The 19,879-nt window shown below is 58.2% G+C and carries 23 protein-coding genes and 1 tRNA gene; 15 read left to right on the top strand and 9 right to left on the bottom strand.

From position 1 onward, the window contains the following. Positions 1-125: 125 nt before the first annotated feature. From MY494_RS06480 to MY494_RS06460, 5 genes are all read left to right on the top strand, one after another. Positions 126-644: a phycocyanin subunit beta gene (locus tag MY494_RS06480; protein ID WP_010314789.1), complete on the top strand. Its 519-nt coding sequence runs from the start codon at positions 126-128 to the stop codon at positions 642-644. A 39-nt stretch (positions 645-683) separates the two neighbouring features. After that, positions 684-1,172, top strand: coding sequence for a phycocyanin subunit alpha (gene cpcA, locus MY494_RS06475; RefSeq protein ID WP_010314791.1), 489 nt, complete (start codon positions 684-686; stop codon positions 1,170-1,172). Positions 1,173-1,245: 73 nt separating this feature from the next. Then, on the top strand, positions 1,246-2,073 hold the full coding sequence (locus MY494_RS06470; protein ID WP_247911876.1) for a HEAT repeat domain-containing protein: 828 nt from the start codon (positions 1,246-1,248) through the stop codon (positions 2,071-2,073). Beyond that, positions 2,074-2,760 carry a HEAT repeat domain-containing protein gene (locus MY494_RS06465; RefSeq protein WP_247911875.1) on the top strand — a complete coding sequence of 229 codons (687 nt, stop codon included), beginning with the start codon at positions 2,074-2,076 and terminating at the stop codon, positions 2,758-2,760. Further along, positions 2,753-3,235 (top strand): low molecular weight protein-tyrosine-phosphatase, encoded by a 483-nt coding sequence (locus tag MY494_RS06460; protein WP_247911874.1) that lies wholly within the window; start codon positions 2,753-2,755, stop codon positions 3,233-3,235. Before MY494_RS06465 ends, MY494_RS06460 begins: the two co-directional genes overlap by 8 nt. Here MY494_RS06460 and MY494_RS06455 read toward each other — a convergent pair. Continuing rightward, positions 3,232-4,743, bottom strand: coding sequence for a bifunctional pantoate--beta-alanine ligase/(d)CMP kinase (locus MY494_RS06455; protein ID WP_247911979.1), 1,512 nt, complete (start codon positions 4,741-4,743; stop codon positions 3,232-3,234). The two genes, MY494_RS06460 and MY494_RS06455, sit on opposite strands and share 4 nt — an antisense overlap. Positions 4,744-4,805: 62 nt before the next feature. Then, positions 4,806-5,324 (bottom strand): septal ring lytic transglycosylase RlpA family protein, encoded by a 519-nt coding sequence (locus MY494_RS06450; RefSeq protein ID WP_247911873.1) that lies wholly within the window; start codon positions 5,322-5,324, stop codon positions 4,806-4,808. Positions 5,325-5,710: 386 nt separating this feature from the next. Here MY494_RS06450 and purM point away from each other — a divergent pair, with 386 nt between their 5' ends. Next, positions 5,711-6,745 carry a phosphoribosylformylglycinamidine cyclo-ligase gene (gene purM, locus MY494_RS06445; protein ID WP_247911872.1) on the top strand — a complete coding sequence of 345 codons (1,035 nt, stop codon included), beginning with the start codon at positions 5,711-5,713 and terminating at the stop codon, positions 6,743-6,745. 226 nt (positions 6,746-6,971) lie between these two features. After that, a complete protein-coding gene (locus tag MY494_RS06440) occupies positions 6,972-7,622 on the top strand; it encodes a hypothetical protein (RefSeq protein ID WP_247911871.1) in 651 nt (216 codons plus the stop codon). 3 nt (positions 7,623-7,625) lie between these two features. Here the strand turns inward: MY494_RS06440 and MY494_RS06435 are convergent, their stop codons facing one another. Next, positions 7,626-8,606 (bottom strand): aldo/keto reductase, encoded by a 981-nt coding sequence (locus tag MY494_RS06435; protein WP_247911870.1) that lies wholly within the window; start codon positions 8,604-8,606, stop codon positions 7,626-7,628. Between the two features lie 25 nt (positions 8,607-8,631). Between MY494_RS06435 and MY494_RS06430 the strand changes: the two genes are divergently transcribed. The 3 genes from MY494_RS06430 to MY494_RS06420 all read left to right on the top strand — a co-directional run bounded on the left by MY494_RS06430 (position 8,632) and on the right by MY494_RS06420 (position 10,887). After that, a complete protein-coding gene (locus MY494_RS06430) occupies positions 8,632-8,802 on the top strand; it encodes a hypothetical protein (RefSeq protein WP_247911869.1) in 171 nt (56 codons plus the stop codon). Then, positions 8,799-9,293 (top strand): hypothetical protein, encoded by a 495-nt coding sequence (locus tag MY494_RS06425; protein WP_247911868.1) that lies wholly within the window; start codon positions 8,799-8,801, stop codon positions 9,291-9,293. The genes MY494_RS06430 and MY494_RS06425 overlap by 4 nt, the downstream gene beginning before the upstream one ends. Positions 9,294-9,486: 193 nt before the next feature. Next, the gene (locus MY494_RS06420; protein WP_247911867.1) at positions 9,487-10,887 is read left to right on the top strand and encodes a hypothetical protein; all 1,401 of its coding nucleotides are present in this window, start codon (positions 9,487-9,489) and stop codon (positions 10,885-10,887) included. Between the two features lie 469 nt (positions 10,888-11,356). Here the strand turns inward: MY494_RS06420 and MY494_RS06415 are convergent, their stop codons facing one another. From MY494_RS06415 to MY494_RS06405, 3 genes are all read right to left on the bottom strand, one after another. Then, positions 11,357-12,115: a hypothetical protein gene (locus tag MY494_RS06415; RefSeq protein WP_247911866.1), complete on the bottom strand. Its 759-nt coding sequence runs from the start codon at positions 12,113-12,115 to the stop codon at positions 11,357-11,359. Beyond that, a complete protein-coding gene (locus MY494_RS06410) occupies positions 12,112-13,167 on the bottom strand; it encodes a GSCFA domain-containing protein (protein ID WP_247911865.1) in 1,056 nt (351 codons plus the stop codon). Before MY494_RS06410 ends, MY494_RS06415 begins: the two co-directional genes overlap by 4 nt. A gap of 1,370 nt (positions 13,168-14,537) precedes the next feature. Beyond that, complete coding sequence (locus MY494_RS06405; RefSeq protein WP_247911864.1) at positions 14,538-14,882, bottom strand: hypothetical protein; 345 nt, start codon at positions 14,880-14,882, stop codon at positions 14,538-14,540. Positions 14,883-15,444: 562 nt separating this feature from the next. Between MY494_RS06405 and MY494_RS06400 the strand changes: the two genes are divergently transcribed. Next, complete coding sequence (locus MY494_RS06400) at positions 15,445-15,585, top strand: hypothetical protein (RefSeq protein WP_247911863.1); 141 nt, start codon at positions 15,445-15,447, stop codon at positions 15,583-15,585. On the opposite strand, the gene MY494_RS06395 is transcribed toward MY494_RS06400, so the two are convergent. Both MY494_RS06395 and MY494_RS06390 read right to left on the bottom strand, forming a co-directional pair. Then, positions 15,575-16,159, bottom strand: a complete 585-nt coding sequence (locus MY494_RS06395; protein ID WP_247911862.1) for a recombinase family protein — start codon at positions 16,157-16,159, stop codon at positions 15,575-15,577. The genes MY494_RS06400 and MY494_RS06395 overlap by 11 nt on opposite strands. Before the next feature lie 296 nt (positions 16,160-16,455). Continuing rightward, a tRNA-Cys gene (locus MY494_RS06390) sits at positions 16,456-16,526 on the bottom strand. A 43-nt stretch (positions 16,527-16,569) separates the two neighbouring features. On the opposite strand from MY494_RS06390, the gene MY494_RS06385 reads away from it, so the two are divergent. Together MY494_RS06385 and MY494_RS06380 are read left to right on the top strand one after the other, a co-directional pair. Next, positions 16,570-17,829 (top strand): lipid-A-disaccharide synthase-related protein, encoded by a 1,260-nt coding sequence (locus tag MY494_RS06385; protein ID WP_247911861.1) that lies wholly within the window; start codon positions 16,570-16,572, stop codon positions 17,827-17,829. Between the two features lie 34 nt (positions 17,830-17,863). Then, positions 17,864-18,121: a hypothetical protein gene (locus MY494_RS06380; RefSeq protein ID WP_247911860.1), complete on the top strand. Its 258-nt coding sequence runs from the start codon at positions 17,864-17,866 to the stop codon at positions 18,119-18,121. A gap of 9 nt (positions 18,122-18,130) precedes the next feature. Here the strand turns inward: MY494_RS06380 and MY494_RS06375 are convergent, their stop codons facing one another. Continuing rightward, entirely contained in the window at positions 18,131-18,808 is a 678-nt protein-coding gene (locus MY494_RS06375; RefSeq protein WP_247911859.1) for a ribonuclease D, read from the bottom strand. Between the two features lie 123 nt (positions 18,809-18,931). Between MY494_RS06375 and MY494_RS06370 the strand changes: the two genes are divergently transcribed. Both MY494_RS06370 and MY494_RS06365 read left to right on the top strand, forming a co-directional pair. Beyond that, entirely contained in the window at positions 18,932-19,426 is a 495-nt protein-coding gene (locus MY494_RS06370; protein ID WP_247911858.1) for a Pex protein, read from the top strand. After that, positions 19,323-19,877, top strand: a complete 555-nt coding sequence (locus MY494_RS06365; protein WP_247911857.1) for a cofactor assembly of complex C subunit B — start codon at positions 19,323-19,325, stop codon at positions 19,875-19,877. Before MY494_RS06370 ends, MY494_RS06365 begins: the two co-directional genes overlap by 104 nt. Positions 19,878-19,879 lie beyond the last annotated feature (2 nt).

The following is a 19,879-nucleotide window of genomic DNA, read 5'->3' as shown; positions in this document are numbered from 1 at the left end:
GCCTTCGCTGGTCTGCACTGGGGTGTGGCGACAATCACAGCGACGGGATGCGGTATGCCTCCCGGCAGACCCATCCATAGCGTCTGCAGTCCCCTCCCTCAGACGAAGCCCAAAGGAGTTAACTCATGTTCGACGCCTTCACCAAGGTTGTCGCCCAGGCCGACGCCCGGGGCCAATTCATCGGCGCCGGTGAGCTTGACGCTCTGGCCGCCATGGTTTCCGACAGCAACAAGCGTCTGGATGCCGTCAACCGCATCACCAGCAACGCCTCCACCATCGTGTCGGCCGCTGCTCGCCAGCTGTTCGCTCAGCAGCCCGCTCTGATTGCTCCTGGCGGTAACGCCTACACCTCTCGCCGCATGGCTGCTTGCCTGCGCGACATGGAGATCATCCTTCGCTACGTCACCTACTCGATCTTCACTGGCGATGCTTCCGTGATGGAAGACCGCTGCCTGAACGGTCTGCGTGAGACCTACTTGGCCCTCGGTACCCCCGGTGCTTCCGTCGCCGCTGGCGTGAACCTGATGAAGGAAGCCGCCATCTCCATCGCTAACGACAAGGCTGGCATCACCCAAGGTGATTGCACCGCCCTCATGAGCGAGATCGGCACCTACTTCGACCGTGCTGCTGCCGCTGTTGCCTGATCTGGCACCAGTTCACGTCCACCCCTCTCTTTCTCCGTCATGAAGACGCCTCTCACCGAAGCCGTTGCCGCAGCTGATTCCCAGGGTCGTTTCCTGGGCAACACCGAAATCCAAGGCGCTTTCGGTCGTTTCAACCGCGCTAAGGCTGGTCTCGAAGCTGCCAAGGCTCTGACCGCCAAGGCCGACACCCTGGTGAACGGCGCAGCTCAGGCTGTGTACTCCAAGTTTCCCTACACCACCCAGATGCAGGGTCCCGCCTATGCCGCTACGGCAGAAGGCAAGGCCAAGTGCTCCCGCGACATCGGTTACTACCTCCGCATGGTGACCTACTGCCTCGTGGCAGGTGGCACCGGCCCCATGGATGACTACCTGATCGCTGGTCTCGACGAGATCAACCGGACCTTCGAACTGTCCCCCTCCTGGTACGTCGAAGCTCTCAACTACATCAAGGCCAACCACGGTCTGAGCGGTGAGGCTGCAACCGAAGCCAACAACTACTTCGACTACGCCATCAACGCTCTGATCTGATCAGCCACGATTGGCTTTCGAGACCCCCCAATTTGGGGGGTCTTTCTTTTTGTCTTGTGTTTCCGAGCGGGTTATGTCGGCTCCCTCCTCCACCACCTTTGAGATGGCTGAACCCATCGACGAGGCGGAGGCTTTGCGGCGGTTGCGGGCGACGGATGACCCCTCCGCTCAGTACTACGCCGCCTGGTGGCTGGGTCGTCATCGCAGTCAGCACCCAGACACGCTCCCGTTACTACTGGCCGCGATGCGTCAACGGCGGGCTCGCCAGCTCGGTGATGGTGTTGAAGAGAATGCCGTCGCCCGCAATGCCACCCGTGCCGTCGGCAAGCTTGGCCCGTCCGCGCGTGAGGCGATTCCGACCCTCCTTGAACTGCTCGACGACCCTGATTACGGCTTGAGGGAAGCTGCGGCTCGCTCCCTGGGTGAACTCAAGGCCAAAGCGGCATTGCCTGCTCTGCTGGCGCGATTGCAATCAGGTCCTGAAGTCGCTGGGGCCCGCTCGTTGGATTCGGCCAATCTGGTCGAACCTTGCGAAGCCCTGTTGGAGGCCATTGGTGACCTTGGAATCTCAGGTGATGGGGTCCTTGAGGTTCTGGAGTCGTTTTTGACCCATGAGCGTCCTGTCGTTCAAAGTTCGGCTTGTAGATCACTGCTTCAACTCACCAAAGATTCCCGCTGGGGTGAGCGACTGAAGAGGCTGTTGTTGCATCCGCAGTTGCAGGTCAGACGTGCTGCTTTGATGGACCTCGGAGCGGCTGGTTGGCGACCCGCGACCCAAGCGATTGCCGAGACGCTGGCTGAAAACAGCCTCAAACTCATTGCTTTGAAGGGTTTGGTTGAGTCTGTGCCCAGTGACAGCTTCGATGAGGAAATTTTTGACGTGATGGATGGGTTGCTTTAGATGCTGTCTGACCCCATTCAATCCAGAGCGACTGTCGATCAATTGATTGCCAAGGTGCAATCGGCTGATTCTGCTGATGCACTTTTAAGCGCCGTTGAGTGCTTGGCCGAAGCAAAGGATCCCGCAGCAACATCCTGTTTGCTGGAGATCTTGGGCTTCAACAATCCAGGGGCAGCCGTTGCAGCGGTCGATGGTCTCATCGCTATCGGAGAACCTGCTGTTCAGCCGATTCTTGCGTCGCTCAGGACCAATAACTATGGGGCTCGGGCATGGTCGGTCCGCGCCCTTGCCGGAATTGGCGATCCTCGCGGGATTGAGGTGCTCGAGCGAGCCTTGGCTACGGATATTGGGCCTTCAGTCCGGCGTGCAGCAGCCTCCGGTCTGGGACGGCTCGATCTCAGGCCTCTGTCTGACGATCAGGCGTCAGAGCTGGCTGAGAGAAGTCTGCAGGCGCTGCTCGCTGCCTGTGGAGACGGAGAGTGGATCGTGCGCTATGCGGTCGTTGTCGGTCTAGAAGGCTTAGCTCTTCATCAAGCCAAGCGCTTCTCGGACCTCAGCCTTGATGCCCTCAGGCGTGCGCTGACTGGCCTGGCAGCAGGATCTGATCCACTTTCGCCTGTTGTGGTTCAGAGGCGTTCTGCCTTGGCACTGCATCGCATTGACCACTCTGGAGACCCCCATGGCTGAACAACGTCTGCTCTTTGTTTGCCTCGGCAATATCTGCCGCTCTCCAGCGGCCGAGGGGGTCTTTCTGCACCAGATCGCCCAGGCGGGCCTGGAGGAGCGCTTTGTGGTCGACAGTGCCGGTACCGGTGGTTGGCATGTGGGCAACCCGGCGGACCGTCGGATGCGCGCCGCCGCCGAGCGCCGCGGCATCAACCTCCCCAGCCGCGCCCGTCAGATCGAGCTAGCGGATTTCAGCAGTTTCGATCGCATCCTCACCATGGATGACGACAACCTGCGGGCTGTTCGGTCGTTGGCTGGTGAGCTGGGATCCCGACCTGGCCTTGCCGTGGTGGAACCGATGACCAGCCATTGCCGCCGCTTCAGCGACAAGGAAGTCCCGGACCCCTATTACGGGGGTGAACAGGGTTTTGAGCACGTCCTCGATTTGCTCGAGGATGCCTGCTCAGGTCTGCTAGAGACCCTGATGCGCCCCTAACTGGGGTCAGGCCAGGCGTCGTGGGGGACGCGCTCGCGGAAGAGATCCACCAGCCGTTGAATCACCGCCTCGATGGCCATGCCATCGGTGATCAGCTCTATCGCATCCTCCGCCTGGGTCAGGGGGGCCACGGCACGGGTGGAGTCCAGGTGGTCGCGCTCAGCAATCTGAGCCTCGAGATCAGCCCGCTCGGGCACCTCAAAGCCCCGTTGCTCCAGATCAAGAGCCCTGCGGCGGGCCCGCTCGGTCACGGTGGCGGTCAGAAACACCTTGAGTTCCGCGCCTGGGAAGACGGCTGTGCCGATGTCGCGCCCTTCCGCCACCAGGCCCCCGCGAGCTCCCATCGCCTGTTGCTGCTGGGTCAGGGCCTCGCGAACACAACCATGGGCCGCGACCACGGAGACCTGGGCCGTGACCTCGGGTGAGCGAATGGCTTCGGTGACATCCACCCCATTGACGCGGACCCGTTGGCCATTGCTGGTGCTGCTCAGCTGGAGGTCGAGGTTCGCCAGCAGGGGAGCCACCTGTTCGGCTTTGCTGGGGTCGACGCCGCGGTCTTGCACCAACCAGGTCACGGCGCGATACATCGCCCCGGTGTCCAGGTAGATCAGACCAAGCCGTTCGGCAAAGGCGCGGGTCACCGTGCTCTTGCCGGCTCCGGCAGGGCCATCGATGGCAACGATTGGGGCTCGGCTCATGAGGAAGACGTGGTCAATCAGTCGGCTGGGGCCGCAGTGGGCAGCCACTGCCAGCAAGGTGAGTCCGTCTAGACGGGATTGGGCCTGGAGGCACAGAGGCTTCACGGCCTCCACATAGTCCACCACCATGCCCGCACCCTCCAGGGCTTGATGAACCTCGGCTTGCACCGCCGCCAGGGGCAGGCCTGGCTCCTGCAAGCAGCGCGTTGCCGCCCGACGCAGCGCTTGCGGGAGCACGGCAGCTTGACGGCGCTCGTCGCTGGAGAGGTAGCGATTGCGGGAGCTCATGGCCAATCCATCGGCCTCTCGCAGGGTGGGGCAGCCCCAGACCTGGACCGGGAGGCCCAAGTCCCTGACGACCCGTTTGAGGATGACCAGCTGCTGCCAGTCCTTCTCCCCGAGCAGTAGGACCTGGGGGCGGATCAGGGACAAGAGCCGAACGACGACCGTGGCCACTCCGTCGAAATGTCCCGGTCGGTGCCGGCCGCAGAGTCCCGCCTGCAGGGATTTGGGCGGTTGAACCCGGGTCAGCTGGCTTTCGCCCTGGGGGTAGATCTCTTCAACGCTGGGAGCGAAGAGGGCATCAGCTCCAGACTCCTGGGCGAGCTTCAGGTCAGCATCCAGGCAGCGCGGGTAGCGCGCGAAGTCTTCGTTGGGCCCAAATTGCAGCGGGTTCACAAACACGCTGGTGAGGACCAGGGGCCTGGCTTCTCCAGGGCCCTGTCTGCCGGCTCTCTGGATCAGGCTGCCGTGGCCTGCATGCAAGGCACCCATGGTGGGAACGCAGCGCAAGGGCCGATCCCCAGAGATGCCTCGCCAGGCCTCAAGCTCGGCGCGCGTTTGCAGCAGCTGCACAGCGAGGGGGGCGAACCCTACTGAGCTTGCAGCACCTCGAGCTTCACCTGGGCGATTCCACTGGAGACCAGGCCGAGCTGGCTTGCGGCACCGTGGGCCAGGTCAATGACGCGGCGGCCGTGGAAGGGGCCCCGGTCGTTGATGCGAACAATGGCGCTGCGGCCGTTCCAGAGGTTGGTCACGCGGACCTTGGTGCCGAACGGCAGGGTTCGGTGTGCGGCGGTCAGGGTGCCGGGTCGGAAGACCTCGCCGTTGGCGGTGCGGTTGCCGTAGAAACCGGGGCCATACCAACTGGCTTCACCGGTGCTGACGGCACGGACGCGGGGCGCGGATGGAGCCGCGATGGGAAGAGCTGGAGCAGCAGGCTTTTTCAGTGCTTCCGACTCGCTCCCGGGTGTTTCAAGGCTGCGCAGGGCAACGGCCTTGGCCGCGGGGATCTCGGGGATTGCTGGACTCTTGATAGCCAGAACCGGATTGGCATTGCTGCTCCCAGAGAGCAGGAGCGCGAATCCGCCGAGGAGAGAAAGACGACGCATAACAACCGGAACACCTAGTCGCGGGAGGGCGACTGGCTGGGTTTCAACTCGGTGGCAGTGGCGACAGAAACGCGCAGTTTCTGTTGCGAATGCGTGGAGGTGTTCCTTGGGGCTTAAAAGGTCAGTCGGAAGTTAGCCGGGTTTGCATCAACGTCTCCTTACACTTTGGTTCGGTTGCATTCATCAGGATTGGCAATCTCGCTGAAAAACTCTCTTTTCATCAGGGCTTAGGAGAAATGAATTGCCGGGCTCCAATTAGCAGGAGTCATTGCTTTGATCAGTGCCGCTAATCAAGTCTTGGTGCGATTTTGGGATCGTCCACTTGTTTTTGGGCTTCGGGGGTGGCTGACGGGGCAGGATCAGAAGAGAGATGGGCCGTCTAGGGCATGGACTACCGCACCGCTGGCGTTGATGTGGTGGCTGGGCGCGCGTTTGTGGAGCGCATTCGCTCAAGCGTTGAATCCACCCGCAGGCCCGAGGTGGTCGGTGGTCTGGGCGGCTTTGGCGGGCTCTGCCGCATTCCTGAGGGGATCAAGAAACCCCTGTTGGTCTCGGGGACCGATGGGGTGGGGACCAAGTTGGAGTTGGCCCAGGCCCATGGCCGTCACCACGGCGTTGGCATCGACCTCGTCGCGATGTGCGTCAACGACGTGGTGACGAGCGGTGCCCAACCTCTGTTCTTTCTCGACTACATCGCCACCGGGAAGCTGGCGCCCGAGGCCATGGCTGAAGTGGTGGAGGGCATCGCCGACGGCTGCCGCCAGAGCGGCTGCGCTCTCCTGGGCGGTGAGACCGCTGAAATGCCCGGTTTCTATGGCCCCGGGCGCTACGACCTCGCCGGCTTTTGCGTCGCGGTGGTCGATGAGGACGCCCTGATCGATGGCAGCCGCGTTCAAGCGGGCGATCGCATCGTTGCTGTGGCCAGTAGCGGTGTCCATAGCAATGGCTTCAGTTTGGTCCGCCGGATCCTGGAGGCCCATGGGGTAACCGCTTCCACGCCGCTGGAGGGCGCGGGACTGCCGGTGCTGGATGCCCTGCTGGAGCCCACAGTTCTGTATCCGTCGCTTGTTCAGCGCCTGCTGCAGGACGGGCTCGATCTCCACGGGATGGCCCACATCACTGGTGGCGGACTGCCGGAAAACCTGCCGCGGACTCTCCCTGCCGGAGTCCATGGCCGCATCGACCCCAGCAGCTGGGAGCGTCCCGCGCTGTTCCGCTGGTTGCAGGAGAAAGGTGAGGTGCCGGAGCGGGATCTCTGGAACACGTTCAACCTGGGGGTGGGCCTGGCCCTGGTGCTGCCTGAGGCCCAGGTGGAGCGGGCCATTGGCGTTTGCCAGGAGGCTGGGCACCGTGCCTGGTTGCTGGGCAGTGTGGAGGCTGGAGAGGCAGGCGCCGAGCCGTTGGCGGGTTTGCCGTACTAAGGCGCGATCTGGACCTGCCAAATTGCTTCAGTCGCGCCAAAACCAGGCAACAGCTCTCGAGTTGCTGCCTAGGTTCCACGCAAGCTGTTTTGTGGTAGCTCCGTAATTCAGTTCTATTGACCGTTGTTCAGATGTCTTTCTGTTCAAGGTTCTGTTGTTTATAGGGTTGTTTGAGATGTCTTTCAGCGCGCAGTCTTCTGCTGCATTTGTAGGTAATTCGGGGCGGATGACCCGCCGCCGTAGTTCCGCCGGTCCCGTTCCCCCGAACCGTCCCCTGCGCCGCGACACCTATCCCGGCCGCAGCAACGTCCGACCCACCTTTTTGACCCTGCGGGATCACGGCAAGGTCTTTGTCGCAGATCTCCCCCGCCTCTCCGATGGTCAGCTGGCTCACGTCGGCAAGGAAGCCAAGGAGGTGATGGAAAGCCTGTGTCGCCGCCTCGAGGAGCTCGATCAGCAGCTCGATCTCAACCCCCAGGAGCAGGAAACGCGGATCCGTGCCGCCACCAAGCGGGATGTCACGGAACGCTTTATCCGGGCCGTCGAAGAAGAGCAGGAACAGCGCCGTAGTAATCCGGCCTTGAAGGCTGCCGCTGGTGAATCCCTGGCGCGTGCCTTCCTTGAGATCGCAAGGCACCGTTTGCCTGGAGCCACGTTTGACTCGCTGTTGCAGGAGGCCCTCTCCGCCTGTGATGAAGGCTCCGGTGAGCCGGCAGAAGAGGCTCAGCCTCAACCGCCTGAACCCGTAGCTCCCGAGCCTCCCCGTGCGCGTGTGGTGCCCATGGTCCGTCGGATCGAGACCCCGCAGTCGCCTGAGCGCGAACAAATGACGGTGGTCCTGACCCCTGATCCTTCCCCGGAGATGGGCGGAGACTGAGCGTTAGGCGCTCTGGAAGGGATTGGCCGGCATCCGTGCCGCTCCTTCCATCAGGGCAAGTCGATCCAGGGCAGCCCGTTCCTCGCCGGTCAGGCTCCAGCTGCGGGCCGCCGCTGCTTGCTCGACCTGCTTCGGAGTGCGCAGCCCTGGGATTGGCATGGCCCCGTGGGCTCGGCACCAGTTCATGGCTACGGCCGCCAGGCCTCCTGGACGATTAGCGGCGATCTCTGTCATGGTCTGGCGTAAGGGGCTCAGCGAGGTCTCCAGGCGGCGGAAGAGGTTGCCCCGGGTTCCTTTGGGGACCTGTCTCGGGTCCCCTGCACTTCGGCCAAGGAGGCCGAGGGCCAAGGGGCTGTAGGCAATCAGCTCAATCCCTAGCTCCCGGCAGGTGGTGATGATTCCTCCGTCTTCGAGCGGTTGAGGTGCCAGAAGGGAGAACTGCACCTGCAGGCTGCTGATCGGAATCCCCCGCCCTTGGAGCTGCCGGTGGACGGTCCGCAGGCGCTTCGGCCCCATGTTCGAGAGCCCCAGGCTGGCGACCTCTCCCCGCTCCACCAGATCCGCCAGGCCGTCAATCAGGGCCGGTTCCTGCCAGGGGGCGTAGCGCGCTGTGCTCCAGTGCAGCTGCACCCGTTTCATCTGCCCCTGTAGGCGCCTCTGCGAGGCGGCAAAGGCCTTGGCGTAGCCATGCCGACCGAGGCGCCAGGGAAAGGGGGCCAATTTCGTGGCAATGCAGAGCTGCTGCCGCTGAGCGGTGCTGGCTTGCATGGCGAAACGCCCGAGCAAGAGCTCGCTGCGGCCGTTCAGCCGCCCGGTTCCATAGGAGTCCGCTGTGTCGAAGAAGCGGAAGTCCAGCTCCAGGCAGCGCTGAAAGGTTTGCTCCAGCAGGCCGTCGTCCCGCTTGGGGTCGTAGCCCCAAAGGAACTGGTTGCCCCAGGCCCAGGTGCCAACGCCAATGCCCGGTTGGTCCGCCTCTCTTGTCATGATCGAGCCATCGCGGACTTGCACTGTGCTGAATTCTCTGCCCGGCCCGGCTGCTGAGCCCAGCGCTCCGCCGCCGAAGGCAGCGGAGACCTCCCCTGATCAGAAGGAGGACCCCGTGCTCTGCGGTCACTGCGGCCGCACGGCCAGCAATGGCTTGGTCTGCATCGGCATGTGCGTGGCGGATTCCGGCTATTGAGCTCGGCGCGCTTGCTGCTGCTGGTCTCCTGGCTAGGTGCTGCTGCGCCCGCTTGGGCCGCTGAGGAGAGGCAAGAGGGATTCGGGCGTTGGCAGGTGGATCCCAAGCGCTGTGAGCTGGCCCTCTTTGGACAGGCACCGCGGCCCTGCCGCAGCTTGCGGATCGATCAGCGCAATGCCTCGGTGCTGCGCTTCAGCCTGATTGCGCCGGTGCCGGATCAGGAGCTGCTGCAGGAGGTGAGCTTTGTGGGGGAGAGGGCCAGCTCCGCTGCGCCCCTGCGCTGCAGTGACGGGGTCTGCAAGCTTGATGGCTCGGTGCTGTTGCGCGTCAGGCTGCTGCGCTTGGCGCAGTTCAACCCCCGGGGGCTGGTGGTGGGCTTCCCGAAAACCCTTCCGGTGGTTGGCACCTGCAGCATCGACGGCCTTGAGGCCCACTGCGATGCCCAGACGCGCTTTGGGGAGCGGTGGTCGGCGGACGCGGTGCTGCGCTGAGCCTCCGGGCACCGAAGCTCTGCGCGATTCAAAGGCGGCACCCAGATTCGAACTGGGGTTTCATGATGAAAAACCCCGTCCACACTGCGTTCTCAGCGAAAGAGGCGGCAACTTACCTACCACTTACCTACCAGAGACGGCAAAATCGATCAGTGGTCGGTACCGGGTGGCAAGACCCAGGTAGGTAAGCGAGGTGGGCAAGTCACTTCCTGAGAACTGGACGACCCTGAACGTCTCGAAGGTCTTCGGTGTGCGTGGTTCGTACCCGCAGAACCTCAGGATCAAGCGACAGACCCATACACGCGTCCTGTACGCGGAATGGTTGCCAGACCCCAACGAGGACCCACGACCGCATCAGGGGCGATCCAAGGGGGGTCTGGGGAAGCGTTTGACCGTACAGAGGAGTACGGGAACGGAAGACCCCTACGAGGCAGCGAAGAGATCGGTCTCTCTGTTCCAGCAGTGGCAGAGCGGCAGCAGGGCACAACTGGACCAGCAGCACGAGCAAACCAAGAACTCTCTGACTAGTTACTGGGACAAGTACTTCCAGGCGGAATCCCGAACCAGGGAGACACAGCGGAATTTCAAGCGATGGAGGCGAGAGGAGTCCCTGAAGTGGGAGGCGGATGAATACGGCATCCGTCACCAACCATGGGCAACAAGAAGTGTTGACCTGATCACCAGTCAAGACTTCAAGGATTACTTCTCCCTTCTTGAGAGACGGGCAAGAGGGAGCAATGGGTCAAATGGCAGCGGGATGAAAGGGCAGCAGAAGACCCTCATCAACAAACTTCTGGTGTTGGCAGAGGACGATTTCCCTGGACATGCATTCCCGAGATTTCCCGCGATCAGCAAGCAGACCAAACAGGTTCAGCACCTGACCCAGAAACAGTGGGATCAACTACTGGCAGCAGTGGTGGACTTATCCTTTGACTCGGCAAGAAAACTCCTGGATCCAGACGAGTACTTGGATTTGGAGTGGAGCAAGAACAACCGACTCAACCAACGCAACTGGGTTGACCTTTATGACGCACTCCTCTTGGAGTGGTTCTTTTACTTGCGGGCAGAAGACATGTACCGACTCAGGAGCGAGTGGTTCAAGGACCAGGGAAACAGAACGGTGGTCTGCAATCTGGAGACCACAAAAAAGGATCGTCCGATCCACCAGACGACCCACTACAGAAACGATGCATACAGATTCTGGGAGCGACTCAAAAGGAGAAAACCATCTGGTTATCTAGTTCTTCCCCAGATCGAAAGACCATCAGGAAATCCAGCAGACAGTCACGTCCTGAAGACCCTGAACTTTCTCTTGAAGCATGTTATGGAGCAAACCTTTGGGAATGAGTTCCCTTCAGCAGGAAGGAAATGGACGACTATTCGGCATACGGCATTCCGACTGACTCTCGAAGAAGATCCGTCATTGGCAATTCCTCCAAAGATCAATTCCTTCGCAGACAATGGTCATACCAGTCCAGATCAACTCAGAAATACTTATCTCAGGTACATCGACGCAGAAAGAACTGCAAGAGAGTCTCGTCAGACGATTGGAGAGGGCAAGTGGACAATGGTCAAAAGAGCAGGAGAGACCTGAGGTTCAGAACCTTCTGCAACAACTGCGACACCTCAATCGAGTACATCCAGCAGCACTACTTCCACTACGATGCGAAGAGGGCAACTGGGGCACTGGCGACTGGTTGAGGACAACTCAAAGGAGCGACTGGAACCGACTGGATGCGAAACCCATACGTTCATGATTTGTAGGCAGAGAGTTCAGAGAGAACTGGCGAATATTTTCGACCATCAAAAAAATCCGACATCAGATTATTTATACCTAAGTTTTGCATCGAGGACCTTGCACGGTGTAGACCCAACAATCAAGAAAAACACACAAGAAAAAAGACAGACTTCCTTCGACCAATAAAAAGTTGGACAGCAGACACTCAAGAATAAAGGCGCCAGAGAAATTCAAGCACAATAATTTTACAGGCAATTGAATGAATATTGGTGCTTTCGCAAAATCAGAGAGTGCCTATCAAATTCATTTTACCAATCCGATGATATCAAAGACTAAGTTGACTTAGACGATTAAGCACGAACCATTCGCCAACTTTAGGATGCCATGCATCTTTATAAGCAAACTCATCGGGGAAAAACCCATCACGAATCCACTTTTTATCATAGTCAAGAATCTCAAACGAAGTGGCAGAGTGTATCTCGCTGATCAGACGCGACCTTTCACAGTACCTCCAGGAAAGAAATCTGCCCAAGTCAGCGCCGAAATGCTGCATCGAAAAATGCTCCTGATCGACGAGATTAGGCGTAGGCAATGGGAACATCTGAACAAATAATTTTTTACCGAGTTTATCGCACAAACTCCCTACAGTAGAAATGTTTATGCACGAAGGATTTCTTCTTAATCTATTCTCTAAAATAGAAAGATATACAGACTTTGAAATAAGAGGGAGCGTTCTTTGAGAATTTGAATCGCAGATCCCCGAAACAACCGCTTTATTCTCAACCAAATTAAATTGTTTCCTCAGTGCTGCGTCACCAACGCCTGAGAGAAGAACGAAGTCGTAATCTTCTATTCGTATTTTGAACTTTGGATCGTCCGTCACGTTTGATTTAAAGTATTTCCTGGATCTATCAGATAAAAATTTGAACTGTATCGACAGTGGATCCTGACATAACGTGAGGCATGGTCCGTTCCCCCCAGGCGCTGCAAAGAAATCAAGTTCAATTCTTATTTCTTCTGCCAATGATTTGTAGGCGGAGTACAAGATTCCACATTGTGAATTACCGACAACGAGACCTTTCATCTCGAGAATGCCTCCAATAGTGCATCTTCACACTGAATATCTCCTATTGACTGCTGATTTGATTCGCTGAGATGGAGTGCTTTATTGTCAATCTTGAAAACGGAATGCTCCGAAAAAAAATGTCTCATAACAACTTCAACCGTCTCATCTCTGACAGACCTTAAATTATCCGCAAACGAAGTTGAATGCATCCTGGGGTTTGTGACTATTTCGTAAGAAGGGAAATAGTCTACAAAAGGTCTGTCTGCCCATAAACCTGCTATCGCACGCAATGTTGACTTAGAATAAACGGTAGATGGCAATACGTGGTGTCCACTTGCTGTAGCGGTTAACGGAACAGGAGAAACAGTCAGAATCATTTGAAAACTCTTGCCTCCTCTAATACGTCTAAGCACCTCGACAAAACATTTCATATCGCTATTGATTGGACCAAAGCGGGAATTTTGGAACTCGAAAAGATCATCATCGAAGTTACCGACAAGAGTCCCAGGTGCAGTTGGGTAGACAGTTCCAGACTCCTTATGTGCCCACATTTCAGTGAGTCCAAGCGTAAAGATGAACAAATCAAGACTTTCTAAAAGTTTTTTGACTCGTGAGACGTGATATCGACGATGTTCTGCGACCTCTTCTGGTGAATCGAGACCTTCTGGTTCAACAGCAGGTCTTAAAGCGTCAAAAAACTTTCCGTTCTTTTCCCAAATGTAATTTTGAGGGGTCCACTCGCCCGCAACCTCTTGAGCAAGTTGCAATAACTGACGAACAGTGTAAATATTCCCGTACCTTGCAGAATACATCGAGAATCCAAACTTCTGATGCAGATCTTTTGGTAGTCCTGGTGGCGGTGGTTCTACATCCAAAACGTTGTATCCATTCTTTTTGAGATGACGAGAAATATGTTGAGCAAAACAAGATCCCGCAGTTGCGATTTTCGCGCTAGCAGGGATATCAAATTTCTTCTTGTAAATACCTTCTATTGCATAGGGGTTCTCTTGAGCAACCCCTGTCTTCCAGAATGCACTCTTAGGAAGATCTGAATACGGATTCTTTCCCATAGGGGGGGGGTAGGAATATTTGTATTCTACCTCAACTCCCTCTGTAGTCGGACATAAGGTCTGACTTGACCTTCTCACCCAATCCCTTCTTGTACCTCTTATCCTTCTTCTGAAGTTCCTTCAGCATCTCAGATTCAACCTTGGTCAGTCGAATGGTGATATTCATCTGATCACCTCACTACGGTTGTTCTGGAACCATTCATAGTGAGTAATCAGGAAATCCAGAGTACCCGTCCTGGATCGTCTGAGTTGATTGGACAAGGAATCAAACTTTTGCAGAGTGGTCTGATTTCTTTTTCCAAAGAACAGATTGATATTTCTTTGATCTGATTTGGCAAGGGTCTTCATAGAGATGTCTCTGGTGGGGACATCTCTATTTATTCTGTTTAGAACACCAGATCTGAATTCTCGTAATCCAAAACCAGATCAGGGTCCTGGTGGTGTCTATAGGAGTACTAGTCCTTGAGGTTGTAGAACGCATGGTGGTCCCAGTTCCATGGTTTGATCACCACACCCCTGTTCCCCTCTGAAGTGGTCTTGAGGAGTTTCTGGACCCTTGGAGAGACCTTCTGGTGGATCAGGTGGTCCAGGTACCAGAGGTGGTTCAGAGGGTCAGGTAGAGCACCCAGATGAAGATGGGTGTGGAACGCGAGAACCTGACGACCCTCATGGATTAAAAGTTTCCGTTCATGGAAGAACACCAGGTGGGGTCTAAAGGGTGGTTCAGGAAGTTTCTTGAGGGGTTGGTTCAACAGCGAGGTCAAGAACACGTTCCTGAAGTGTCTTGAGTGACTGATGACGGTTTCAGATCGAGTCGGGAGACCTTTCCATAGCAATGTGATGAACCACTGGGGTCGGAAGTTGTTCTCCCATTGATCTCTGATGAGTTCCTGGAGAACCTTTGGATGCGATCTGGTCTTTTGATGGATTCTTTGGAGTTTCTGGTTCAGGAGTGTCCTTGAGGATCTTGACTGATTCACTCCCTTCGGTCGTGAATGACCCTCACTTCGTTCGGTTCTGTTCTGGTGGTTGTATTTGGTTGATTTCTTGAGATCCATTGGTATCACTGGAGTTTTGAGAATTTTTGGAGTTATTTTGAGGTACACCGAGTCCCCCTTGGGGAATCCAACAGACTCCAGAGACTCTTAAAGCAAAGTTCGACGATCTCTACCTCTGCAAAGGGTCTAAGCACCTTTGTCTTTGTGTTTACTAACTATATAGGTGATTGACGCATCTGTCGACATAAAGTCAACCCAAGCACCCTTACTCAACAAGAAAGATCTAGCGATAAATCACGCACGCATATTTAAAAATGCATTTAAAAGAATCCGCAAGATGCGCGGAACATCCTGCGGAAATAAGGATTGAACTTAAGACCAGAGATTCATTTCAACAGAAGATATGGAAAAGTCCATGCAACTTTCTTCTCCATAGAAGTCGTATACGTCTTCACCATACTCATCTGCGATGCGTGCATAAATCTCTTTGTGATCAAAAATGTTCATCAACCATTCACATTGTTCCTCCTCTGTCATGTCCAGAGAGAATCCAAGTTTTAGTAACTGATCTAGAGGACGAATTTCGAACAGGTATCCAGGAAGTTCATAGTTAGTGAAATATCCATCCTCGTCCCCAATCCAATCAGGACAACAGGTGATTTGTTCAACGAGAATTGTGACTTTGAATGCGACTTGGACTTTAGTGTTTGTTTTCATTTTGGATCCATTTGGACAATATTTTCGTTGTTCTCGCAGACTTCTGCGTAGGGTTTATAGTCAGTTTATTGACTACACCTTTTGCGGTTTGTGTTGACCGTATCCAGAGAGGGAATGTCTAGATATTTAAGAAAACTCTTGCGAGTTGCAGGGTATTCGATTTGCGTCTCAGGGAAGGTCTCTGACCAACCCCTGACGTACGTCAGTATAGGGCAGATTGGCGGTCACGTCAAGCGTTTTTGCGACCCCTGAGATGAGACTCAAGGTTTTAGGTTGACTTATTTTGGAGAGTGTTCAAAACCTAGTCATACCAGTGGTTCTGGGCACCCATGAAACCCCTTGCAGCACCTGTATTCCTTGAAACTGACTGCAGCGGAAGGGATCTGAATGCCCTCTTTCGATCCCACGCAGTCTCAGGTTAAGATGGGCATTGAGCGGGGCATTATTTCTGAGAATATTTCTCGATATTTAGGATCCCTCTGGAGAGTTTATAGATTGACTTCCGCATTTTCTCTCAAGGATCGATCAAATCCAAAAGAGTTCCGTCTTGATCCACCAGTCGATGGCGTTTCCCTGTGGATCGGGCACGGTTAGCAGCAGTGCGGTACGCATCTCCCTCGTTGTGTTTCGTCTGGAGGTGTCTCCACTTCCCGAACTGGTCTTGGTACTGGATGTCGATCTTGGTCATGGCATCAAGCGGTAGTGGTGATGTGGTCTTTGAGAATCCGTTGGATCGTTGCGAGAGAGAGTCCCGTCTGATCTCGGATCGATCTGTAGGACTCACCCTCATCTCTCAGGCGAACCACCAGTCGTTCCTTCTTGTCTGAGGTCTTCGGGCGCCCACCGAGGTTGTTTCCTCCTGTCCTTCTGCGGTGTTCAACCGACTCCAGGGTGCGTTCCTGGATCAGTGACCTCTCCACCTCAGCAAGACCCGTCAGCAGTCCGATCACCAGTGGGGCGAGTTTCCCGAGTCCTCTGGTGTTGATCAGACCGTCCAGAGTGCGGACGTAGATCCCCTTGGTCTGGAGGTCAGAGAGACGGTTGATCACCTCCACCTGGGATCGACCGAGGCGATCGAGTTTGGAGACCACCAGTTCGTCCCCCTCCTGCAGCGACTCCAGGCACCGTCTCAACTGGGGTCGTTTCTCCAGCGGTGCACGGGAGGACACCTTCTCGGCAAAGACCTCCTCGCACCCAGCAGACCGCAGTTCAGTGACCTGAGCGTTGGTGTCCTGGTGTGTGGTCGAGCACCTGGCGTACCCGATGGATCTGGGCATCGGTCAGAACCCTTGGCGTTTCCGAACAAAGGAACCGTACAGAGTTTCTGATACGGGCAAACCCGTTGGCGTGCGGCATTTCAAAGCGTCCTGGCAACCCTTGGGTTTCTGAACGCAGTGGGCAGCGGTTGGCGCGGTCGATCCACTCGTTTTCGAGGGTTGAGGTAGGTAAGTCCCAGGGACGTTTTGGGGACTGGTTGTGGGTGGTCCGTTACCTACCGGTTACCTACCCTTCGTTTCAAATCAAAAATCCCCCAAACACCAGTGTTGACCGGGTGTTTGGGGGATTTTCTCAGAGGCGGCACCCAGATTCGAACTGGGGGTAAAGGATTTGCAATCCTCTGCCTTACCACTTGGCCATGCCGCCGCTTGGGAGCAAACTCCCAGGGACGGATCGTATCAGTCACGGGATGCCTGGCCGCCTGCTGGTCCTGAGCAACGGCCATGGGGAAGACCTGATCGCCCTGCGGGTGATTCAGGCGTTAAAGCAGCGGCGCCCCGACATCGAGGTGGCGGTGCTGTCGATGGTGGGTGAGGGTGCCGCCTATCAAGGGGCCGAAGCGCAGGGGCTGCTGCGGAGGGTGGGCCCTCGCCGGCAGCTGCCCAGCGGTGGCTTCAGCAACCAGAGCCTGCGGGGCCTGTTGGCGGATCTCTGGGCTGGGGTTCTGGGCCTCACCCTGCGTCAGTGGCGCTTTGTGCGCCGTTGGGGCAAGAGCGGCGATCCGGTCTTAGCGGTGGGGGATCTGCTGCCCTTGCTGCTGGCTTCGGCCGGCGGTGGGCCCTACGGCTTCATCGGAACCCCAAAGAGCGATTACACCTGGGCCAGCGGTCCGGGGTCAGCGGGTCTGGCGGCGGTTTATCACCGCCTCAAAGGCAGCGAATGGGACCCCTGGGAGTGGGCCTTGATGCGCTGCGCCCGCTGCCGTATGGCGGCGATGCGGGATCGGCTGACGGCCCGCGGCTTGCGGCGCCATGGCGTGGCCGCCATCGCGCCGGGGAATCCAATGATGGACGGCCTGGATCAGGGGGGGCTGCCGCTGGCCCTTCGGGATTGGCGACGTCTGCTGCTGCTCGGCGGTAGCCGAATGCCCGAGGCGACCGGCAATCTCAAGCGCCTGCTGGAGGCCCTGGCTCAGGTGCACTGCGATGGGCCCCTGCTGGTGCTGGCCCCGATAGGCTCCCGTCCGGCTCCCCACGAGTGGGAGTTGCTGCTGCAGGGCCTGGGCTACGAGCCCATCGAGCCTCCCGAGGTCCTCGCGGAGCTCGGGGCGGCGGCGGTTTGGGCCTGCGGACCACGCCTGCTGTTGATCGGCCCCGGCTGTTTCTCGCGCTGGGCCAGCTGGGCGGAACTGGGGCTGGCCTCCGCGGGGACGGCCACCGAGCAGCTGGTCGGGCTGGGGATCCCGGCGCTGTCGTTGCCTGGCCCAGGCCCCCAGTTCAAGCGGGGTTTTGCCGAGCGCCAGAGTCGCCTGCTCGGTGGTTCGGTTCGGGTCTGCCGGTCCCAAGCCGCCTTGGCCCAGCGGGCGGAGGTGTTGCTCAGCCAGCCTGACCTCGCCCGTCAGCTGGGCGCCATCGGCATTCAGCGGATGGGGCCAGCGGGCGGCAGCGCCGCCCTGGCGCGGGCCCTCGAAGAGCGCTTGCTGGGGGGTGAGGAGGGCGCAACGGGATGATGGTGGCTTGACAACTGACGCGTTGCTTCGCCCCATGGCTGCTCCCCAGGATAAGGACTACGCAAAAGCCTGCGGACAGCTCGCCAGTGCCTTGAGCATCAGCATCGCCTCGGCCCGCCGCAAGGTCGATCTGGTGGCGGCCAAGGAGGGGATTCGCGACAACGCTGGGCGTCTGCTGATCGCCCAGCGCCTACTCGTTGAAGCCCAAGGGGTGGGCCACGAATCGCGTCAGCTGCTGGATGTGCTGCTTGAGGCGGTCAAGGAGGAGGAGAACTACCTCGGGGATGACTGAGCCCCTCGCTTAGGAGCGGTGCTCGAAGATCGCGCCGAAGCGGCCGCGATCCAAATCAGAAATGACGGGAATGCAGGCAAAGCAGCGCTGGGCCAGAGCCAGGCGGTCCTCGCGTACCAGCATCTCGATCAGCCTTTCGCGGGCGGCCAGGAGATAGCGCACGTCATTGGCCGCATAGGCCAGCTGTGCTTCGCTGAGCTCCTCGACCCGGCCCCAGTCGCTGCTTTGGGCTCCTTTGTCGAGTTCCACGTGGCAGAGCTCGTTGACCAGGTCCTTGAGGCCGTGGCGATTGGTGTAAGTGCGGGCAAGGCGGCTGCCGATCTTGGTGCAGAAGATTGGAGTGACGTGGATGTCCAGGCCTTCGGCGAGGGCGGCAACGTCAAAACGGGCGAAGTGAAAGACCTTCTCGATCGCGGCTGCTTCCATGAGCTCCTTGAGCAGCGGCGCTTCGCTTTGGCCGCGGTGGATGCGGATGCAGCAGACGTTGTCGTGCTCATCGCTGATTTGCACCAGGCAGAGGCGGTCGCGGCCATGGATCAGGCCCATGGCTTCGGTGTCCACCGCCAGGGCGCTGGAGGCTCCGAGCAGGGCATGCCATTCCGGTGTGAGATCGCGGTCAAGGACGCCGAAGCGAGCAGGGCTAGATCCCGCTGCAGGGGCGGAGACGGCGGAGGAAGCGCTGCTCAAGGGGTGGGGCTCAACTGCTCACCATCGTCGCGGACCAGGAGCAAATCTCAAGATCATCTGTCGCTTTTGCGTATCAAGCTGAGATCGCGCTAGCAGGTGGTTAGCGCGTGGCCCTCTCCATCAATGCGTTCTCGCCCCTTGCCCCCAAGGTCTGGTCTGGAGTCCATTCGGGCTTTTTTCGAGCGTCCCCCCGTTCAGCACCTGAGTTTGGAGCTGGCGGTCTGCTGGATTTTGGAGCGGTTGCTCGAGGCCGACACCTATCCAACGGCTCTGATGCAGGACCTCTCGTCCTCCCATCCCAAGTTGCGGCTTTCAGAGACCGTGTTGCAGCAGGCTTTGGGCTTTCTGGATCAAGACGGCGCGATCGCCAGTTACGCCAAGCGCTGCCCCAGTCGAGGGCGCCCGAGGCGGATGTTGCACCTTCTGGAGACCCGACGCAGCGACGCAGAGCAGTTGATGGCGCCATGGCATCACTGGCTCGACGAGAATGAGCGAAATCTTCACGCCAGCAGCCATGCCCCAGGCCCTGGGATCCACCCTGCCCCTCACGCTGCTGCTGGTCATCGGCCTGGTGTTCTTTCTGCGGGCCGCCAGCAAGGACCGCACGACCGTCGTTGAAATTCGCTCCTCCAAGCCCCCGTTAGAGGTGCTTCCAGCCCTGGCGGAGTGGCTGCAGGGCCGGGGCTGGGTTGCCGAAGAGGCCAACCCGGAGCGCCGTCTGCTCAAGTTCTCCGGTCAGGTCGAGGCCAGTGGGTCCTTGGCACTGCTGCTCTCCCTCTTGGGAGGGGTCGGCGCGGCCTGTCTGGGCTTGGTTCTGTGTCAGCTGCTGCCCTCCCTGGCCTGGTGGCCCCTGCTGCTCACCCTGCTGGGGCCCTTGGCGGGGGTGGTTTATCGCCGCCGCGCAGCTCGCGCTGAGACCGTGGAATTGCGATTAATCAGCCACGACGAGGCCACGGGGAGTGCTTTGCAGATGCGGGCGCATCGCGATGAGTTGATTGCCCTGGAGCAGGAAATGGGGCCTCAACTCGGGCTCTTTGGCGTCGGTGATCTGATGCATTCGCCGATCTGAGC

Source organism: Synechococcus sp. A10-1-5-1 (genome assembly GCF_023115425.1).
In the GTDB taxonomy this organism is placed as follows: domain Bacteria; phylum Cyanobacteriota; class Cyanobacteriia; order PCC-6307; family Cyanobiaceae; genus Vulcanococcus.
The sequence above is the reverse complement of the archived record's forward strand: the minus strand, read 5'-3'. Positions and strand labels throughout refer to the sequence as shown.